This window comes from Streptomyces sp. NPDC058964 (assembly GCF_042741275.1).
GTDB lineage: Bacteria > Actinomycetota > Actinomycetes > Streptomycetales > Streptomycetaceae > Streptomyces.
The window spans coordinates 1-6407 of sequence record NZ_JBHYKH010000513.1 but is presented as its reverse complement, the minus strand read 5'-3'; the positions used below and the strand labels follow the sequence as shown (position 1 = coordinate 6407).

The window sequence follows — 6407 nt, the reverse complement described above, 5'->3', positions numbered from 1 at the left end:
GGCACGCGCCCTTATATTGTGGCCACCTTTTGGGGGGGGGGCCACACCCCCCCGCTTTTCCGCGCCCACAGCCGTTCAAGTGGGCAGGTTCAGCCGGCGTTGGGATCCCGGTCGACCAACTGCGTCAGCAGCTCGACGAGCTGCGCCTGATAGCGGTCCATCCTCTCGGCGATGTCACTCAGCTGAGCCGGGAGGTTGCCCACCTTCTGATCAAGGTTGCCGGCCTGCAGGCGCAGTGCCGTGAGATCGCTCTCGACGATCCCGAACTCCCGGTCCGTCAGCTCCGACACGTCCTCGAAACGGCGGGTGAGGACAGCGCCTCGAGCGGTGTGACTTACCGCCAGTGCGGGTGCCACCGGCGGCCTCCGACAGACCGGTGATCGGCCGTCCGGTCTCCGAGGCGCGCAGTGGGACGGTGATGTCGTCGTGCACCGCCGGGTGTCGGGGTCCGGATCGGGGTGCTACGACGCGCTCCCCGCGCCTGGCTGGACCGTGCTGACGCTCAGGATGCCGACCGTCCCGGCGCAGGCAGTCGAGCTGTAGGCGACGTAGATCGGTGTTGTCTGACCCGGCGGGTAGACCTGCAGGTATTGCGCGGCAGTCGGGTGGCACTGCTCCGCGGAGTAGTTGCCGGCGTTTGTGATCCGTAGCAGCGCGTTGCCGGTGGCCCCCGGCGCCAGCGTCACCAGCGTGGGGGGTGTGATGGTGTTGCGGGTGGCGGCCGGGCCGATCTGACGGACGGGGCTGCCCCCGGCGAGCGACACTCCGGGGTAGCCGTACAGGGTGCAGGCGGTCTTGGAGATGTTGGTGAAGTCGATCACTTGGTAGACGCTGCCGGCGGCGCCCTGGCTGACACCCGGTCTGGCGTTCAGATAGCGGGTCGGGCAGGCGGCGGTACCCCTGTGCGTGCTACCGGTCGGCGCCTTGGTGCCGGTGCCCGTACCGCTGGCCCGAGCTGTAGCCGCCGCGGCAGGCGCCGTCGTAGCCGGTGCGCCCGAAGTAGCCGATGCGTCGGAAGTAGCCGATGCGTCGGAAGTAGCCGGTGCGTCGGAAACCGTGGCTGCGGCGGTGCCATCGGAGGAGGAGCCGGCCGAGCCCGCGCTGCAGCCGGTGGCGATCACCGCGATGCAGGCGAGTGCGGTGGCGGGGAGTACTCGCCGGAGTATGAGTGGAGCTGACAACGCGGTTGCCCTTCTGCTGCGTGGAGCGGCTCATTGGCCGTGTGACACTCATGACGCCGCGCGTGCGGCGCCGGTTGTACCAGATACGTCCCGGCGGTTTCACTGTTGTGTCCCGGCCGCTTGCCGCCCAGACCGGCTTGCCGGACATGGCAGGTCCGGCGTTCCGGCCGGCCGGGTCCCGTCCGGCGAGGCCGGCAGCTGCTGGATTGCTCGTGTGCCCTTGCGGACAGGCAGCGCCCCACCTTTCAGACGGTTCATGGTCCACCGGACCGTTCGGATGGATCGAGCAGTCCGGCGCGGCCGGGACGAAGCCAGACTGCTGGCCGTGACGAACACCCGGCAGAGGGCGTCTGCCCCCTCGGGCTCGGTCCCATCTCGGTTCGCCGCCGTCGGCACGTCCAGGACCACCACCCCAACGTCACCCTGGCCGCCGCCCCAACCTCGCCGAACTCTACAAGGCCAGCCTGCGCCCCCGGCAACACCGGCCTGCGCTACGCGGCTGCGCTGTCCCGCTCACCCCGCGCAGCATCCACACCACCCTCGCCGCACACCGGCGCGGCCCCGGCGCCTGGCACCGAACCGCCGCGCTCGGCGCGGCCGCCCACCTCATACGTTCACCGCCGAAGTCCCTCCCGCCCCGGCCTCTGCAGCGGGATAACGGGCTCCGCCTACGAACTGGTCCGCCAAGCGACAGCGGGCGGCATCCCGTCCATCACGCCTGCCTCCACGGGGTGAAGCCGAGATTCAGGTGCCCGAGGCCTGACAGGCGCTGCACCTGCGCGACGAGGACTCTGCTGAAACAGCCGCTGTGCCGAGTGCTCGCCGTACCGGTCGATATGGTCAAACACGACCCGGTGGTCGCGTGCATCGCGGGCGTGCCAGTCCAGGACCTGCTCACGGGTCAGCTCCTCGAGGACCAACTCCTGGTCCAGGTCGACGCTCACGGGTGCGGGCTCAAGCACGGCGGCCGAGCGCGGCGCGGGCAGAACAATCGGAGCCAAAGGCGGGGTCGGTACGGCGGCCGACTGCGCGACTCCTGCTTCGGCGCGGACCCTCGCGGTGGCCCGCCGGACGCGAACCTGCTCCCACTCACGCGCGCGAGCCCACGCCCTGGCCGTCACGTCCCGGTGCAACCGCTCTTCGATGGCAGCACGGCGCTCGGCCTCGGAGGCGTGGGGCATCGAGGCGTTGACGTCGGCCGCGACCGTGCGGCGCTGTGCACAGTCGCGGCCGTCCTGCCGGTCCTCCCAGCGCGGGCAGTCCCGGCCGGAGTCGAGCAGCACCCGGTCGTCGCACCGTACGTCGCCGCACTCCTGGCGCTGCGGCAGACCCCGGGCCAGAAGCCAGCTCACCGGATCGGTGATCGGGCCGCCAGTGCGCAGCTGCTCGGACAGGCGCCGGGTCAGCCGGTCGGCGAGGACCTGCGGCGCGTCTGCACGGCCCGCAAGACCCTCCACCCGACTCAGCTCGCTGCGGGCGGCGGCCTCCACGATTCGGCGGGCTGCCGGATGCTTCAGCCGCGCCCACACCAGGTCGACCGGGGCCAGGGCGGCCCGCAAGTCCTCCGGCGGCAGAGGCACCCTCCCTCGCTGCCGCCTGCCCTGACCCGCGCCGTCCACGACCCGCACTGTGGCGTCGGCCACCGGCGCAGCAGGCGGACCTTGATGATCTGTCGCTCGGTGCGGGTCGGGGTGCGGCAGGGGCTGTGGTGCGGTCGGCTGGAGCGGTCGGCCATGCCGGCTTCGCCATCGCGCCGATAGCGGTCCGCCCACCGCTGGGCCGTGGTGGGCGAGGCTTGGAAGCGTTCGGCGGCTTGGTGACTCGTCTCGTCAGAGATCGATGCGATCCTCGGAAGCCGATGGATCATCGGCCGAGCCGTAGCGCAGGATGACGTGTGCCGGGCGGAACGGCAGGTCGTGCAGGATGGGTGCCATCACAGCGAAGAGTGCGTCGGCGTCCGGTCCGTAGGCATAGAGAACCACCTTGCCGCCCCCGTACTCGTTTCCGTCGAACTCGCCAGCCTCGGCTTGCTCGATCGCCTCGGTCAGCAGGAACTGGGCCTGGCGGACGACGTCCCGTTGGCTTGGCTCGCCGAAATCGTCATCGGCCAGTCGATAGTGAGCGATGACGGCATGTTCAATTGCGACCGCTTCTTCGGTGTCGGTCATGTGGGAACGATCTCATCCGGGACTGACATCATCGCTGGCGGCCGTCCGGGACGTCACTTTTCTAGGTGCTCGGGGGCTTGGCGGGATTGAAGCTGGGGTTTTTGGGGCGCTTCTTCGGACGGTAGCTGGGGCCATTCATGATGGCCTGGTGACTGGTGTTGATCAGCCGGTCCAGGAGCGACTCGGCGACGACCGGGTTGGGGAAGAGGGGATACCAGTCGCTGGGCGCCCTGTTGCCTGGTGGTGATCAGATACACTCCCTGCCGTTCGGAGACGAGTCCGTAGAGGTCGTCGGCCTGGGTCGCGTTGAGCTGGCGCATCGCGAAGTCGTCGAGGACGAGGACGTAGGGGCGGACGAGCTCGCGGATCCGTTTCTCCCAAGTGCGTTCCGCGTGCCCGCCAGCGAAGTCCGCGAAGCCCTCTCCCGGTGAGCTGCTGCCGTCCCCGGACGGTGCAGTCCTTCTGGTGGGAGGGTCTCCTGGGCGACACGTTCCAGCGCCACTCCCTCCGGCCAGACATGCCCAGCGTGGCGCTGATCTGGCCCACGTACCCGGTCAGCTGGACGAGGCGCTCGGTCGATGCCGCCGGTGTAGTTCTGGGTGAAGTCCTTCTGCTCGCCGATTCCCCTCACCACATAGCCGAATCAGGACAACGTCGGCGGCGAGCTGGACCGGTCAGCCCAGCAGCCGAGGCAAGCGCCGCAGCGCATCCGCCGGGCCGGCAGCGTCCCCGTAGCGGTGGCCTGCATCTTCGCCGATACTTCGCCCGCAGAATGGTGTGCTGGGGAGTCCAAAGACGAGAGGGACATGGGTTTCACATGGGGGTCGCGCCGCCGGGCGGGCGCCCGTGTGCCTGCCAGTCACCCCTGTTGACCGCAGCCGACCCTTGGATCTGGCACGACTGTGGCGCGTAGCGATCCCGCCTCGTGGTCTTCGCTCCACTCGTTGATCTTGCCGGTCCGGATGCGGGATTCTGACCCGAACGGACTGGAGGGAGACATAGCGTGGCTGTCCCATGGGGGCTCCTGATATCCACCGCCGGAGGCATCGCCGCCACCGTGGTCGGTGTCATCGCGGGTGGTGTCGTGGGGCGGCGCAGCCAGAACCGCCAGTGGCTCCAGGAGTCGCGGACGGCCGCCTATGAGAAGTTCCTCCAAGCATTCGGCGCTGTGGAGATGGAGCTTCGCGAGGCGTTCGTCGACAGACGCGCCCCCGCCGTCGTCTGGGGTCCGTTCAATGCCGCTCTGCAGTCGATGTCCCTGGTGGCAAGCCAGGAGGCCATGGCGGCGGCCGAGCGAATCTGCTATTTCATCGAGGAGTTCACGATCCTGTTCCATGGCCGACAGCCGTCAGATCTGGAAGAGCTCCGGCCGATTCACGGCGGGTTGTACGAGGCGCACCTGAGGTTCGTCAACGCGGCCCGTCGCTCGCTCCATCCGACTCAGGAATATCTCGTCCAGGCGTTGGGCGGACCATCAGCCTGGCACGGCGTGGAGTCGGCTTGGGCACCCGGGGACGGGACAGCGGGATAGGGCCGTCCGTGCGTGCGGACGTGGTGACTGTGCGAACAGCTGACATCGCCGCTCGGCCGCCCGTTCGTCATCCAGGCTCGGGCCGTCGCTACCCGCTGTCCGGCACGCATTCGCGGAGGCCCCGCCGACGCGCAACACCCCTGAGGGCCTCCCAATCCCCCGACGCTCCGGCACACCACGCCCGCCCTCCCCTTTCCCTCTTTCTTCCTGGGCTAGGGCGCTGTGGGGGTGCAGAGGGGATGTCGGGCTCCCCAACCACGCTCCAAAGGCGTGGTGGCCTGCGGATACGCCGTCAGGCGCCCGGTGCGTGCGGACAGTTGTCGGCGGGGTTGTCGGAGAAGTCCCCGGCGGGGTTCCCGGCATGGTCGGGGGCGGCGTTATCGCATCGTGACGCTGGTCGGGCCTTCATGGTCGGCACTTTGGTCAGGGCCGACTGCCGGCCTGGACGGTACGCGCGGCGCCGGACAGAACGGCGCCGCACCGTACGAAAAGGGCGACGGTGGCGATGCTGAACGCGGACGTGGGCGGCGGGGACCGGCTGGCGCTGGCGGTGCTGGCCCAGTACAAGATGACGACAACGGAGCAGATGCATTTGGTGATCTCGCCCGGGGTGCGGATCGAGTAGACGCGGCGCCGTTTGGCCAAGCTGCGCGAGGAGGGCCTGATCGACCGCGTCACCCTGTCGCAGGCCGGACGTGCGTGTGGTTTGCCACCCAGTACGGCGTGGACGTCGCAGCGGAGTGACCCGAACTGCGTGACTGGCGGCCGCCGAAGCTGATCGCCGACCCCACAGTCGCCAGGCTGCGGGTGGAACACTCGCTGGTGGTGACGGAGACCGGGCTTGCCTTCCTGCAGGACGCACGCCGGCGCGGCGACATATGCGGGCCCCTGGACTGGATCCCCGAGGTCTACCACCCCCTCGGCAACGGCGAAGCCGTCATCCCCGACGCCCTCCTCCACTACCGCACCTCCAACAACGGCGGGTCAATGCTGCGCGCCTTCGTCGAGGTCGACCGGGCCACCATGGGCCCCGAACGCCTTGCCGCGAAACTCACCACCTACGCCCGCCTCCACAGCTACGTACCGCACCCGCACCCGGACGCCCACGACAGACCATCAGCCAGCAGCCTCCGGAAGAGGACTGGAGACGCCGCTACCCCCTCTTCCCACAACTGCTGTTCGTCCTCGACGGCACCGGCCCCACCGGCATTCAGACCCGCATCCGCACCCTGAACGCAGCCGCCTCGGAACTCGCACTGACCGACTTCGTGCGCAACGTCCCCGTCATGGCGGCACCATTGGTCGACCTGCTCCAGAGCCCACCCTCCGCACCGGTGTGGCACCCCTGTCAGGGACCCCGGCACCAAAGTCACCTGGACCCGCTCCCATCGTCCGTAAGCCCTGCGCCAGGGGCGGGGCCACCCCACAGTGAGCACAGCGGCCCACGCGCCCCACCCCCCGCGCGCCAGCGGGGGGGGGGCCCCCCCCCCACCCCCCCCCCCCCCCCCCGCGCGAGGGCCCCCCCCC

At 69.7% G+C, this 6407-nt stretch carries 8 protein-coding genes and 2 pseudogenes; 4 read left to right on the top strand and 6 right to left on the bottom strand.

The window, feature by feature from the left end:
• Positions 1-89: 89 nt before the first annotated feature.
• The 6 genes and pseudogenes from ACFW2E_RS38795 to ACFW2E_RS38770 all read right to left on the bottom strand — a co-directional run bounded on the left by ACFW2E_RS38795 (position 90) and on the right by ACFW2E_RS38770 (position 3349).
• Complete coding sequence (locus ACFW2E_RS38795) at positions 90-290, bottom strand: hypothetical protein (protein WP_384474334.1); 201 nt, start codon at positions 288-290, stop codon at positions 90-92.
• Positions 291-461: 171 nt separating this feature from the next.
• A pseudogene (locus ACFW2E_RS38790) lies at positions 462-875 on the bottom strand (DUF4232 domain-containing protein); the annotation flags it as partial.
• Positions 876-909: 34 nt separating this feature from the next.
• A complete protein-coding gene (locus ACFW2E_RS38785) occupies positions 910-1215 on the bottom strand; it encodes a hypothetical protein (RefSeq protein WP_384474340.1) in 306 nt (101 codons plus the stop codon).
• 634 nt (positions 1216-1849) lie between these two features.
• Complete coding sequence (locus ACFW2E_RS38780; protein ID WP_384474337.1) at positions 1850-2824, bottom strand: hypothetical protein; 975 nt, start codon at positions 2822-2824, stop codon at positions 1850-1852.
• Positions 2809-3048 (bottom strand): annotated as a pseudogene (locus tag ACFW2E_RS38775) (helix-turn-helix domain-containing protein); the annotation flags it as partial. The gene ACFW2E_RS38780 and the pseudogene ACFW2E_RS38775, both read right to left, overlap by 16 nt.
• A complete protein-coding gene (locus ACFW2E_RS38770) occupies positions 3011-3349 on the bottom strand; it encodes a hypothetical protein (protein WP_384474331.1) in 339 nt (112 codons plus the stop codon). The pseudogene ACFW2E_RS38775 and the gene ACFW2E_RS38770, both read right to left, overlap by 38 nt.
• 158 nt (positions 3350-3507) lie before the next feature.
• Between ACFW2E_RS38770 and ACFW2E_RS38765 the strand changes: the two genes are divergently transcribed.
• From ACFW2E_RS38765 to ACFW2E_RS38750, 4 genes are all read left to right on the top strand, one after another.
• Entirely contained in the window at positions 3508-3780 is a 273-nt protein-coding gene (locus ACFW2E_RS38765; RefSeq protein WP_384474328.1) for a hypothetical protein, read from the top strand.
• 572 nt (positions 3781-4352) lie between these two features.
• The gene (locus ACFW2E_RS38760) at positions 4353-4880 is read left to right on the top strand and encodes a hypothetical protein (protein ID WP_384474326.1); all 528 of its coding nucleotides are present in this window, start codon (positions 4353-4355) and stop codon (positions 4878-4880) included.
• A gap of 499 nt (positions 4881-5379) precedes the next feature.
• Positions 5380-5505, top strand: a complete 126-nt coding sequence (locus tag ACFW2E_RS38755; protein ID WP_384474323.1) for a hypothetical protein — start codon at positions 5380-5382, stop codon at positions 5503-5505.
• Positions 5506-5687: 182 nt separating this feature from the next.
• Positions 5688-6113, top strand: a complete 426-nt coding sequence (locus ACFW2E_RS38750; RefSeq protein WP_384474320.1) for a replication-relaxation family protein — start codon at positions 5688-5690, stop codon at positions 6111-6113.
• Positions 6114-6407: the final 294 nt, after the last annotated feature.

Coding starts and splice junctions, on each gene's coding strand:
- ACFW2E_RS38785 (WP_384474340.1), bottom strand. CDS start 1,215: ATGAGCCGCTCCACGCAGCAGAAGGGCAACCGCGTTGTCAGCTCCACT.
- ACFW2E_RS38770 (WP_384474331.1), bottom strand. CDS start 3,349: ATGACCGACACCGAAGAAGCGGTCGCAATTGAACATGCCGTCATCGCT.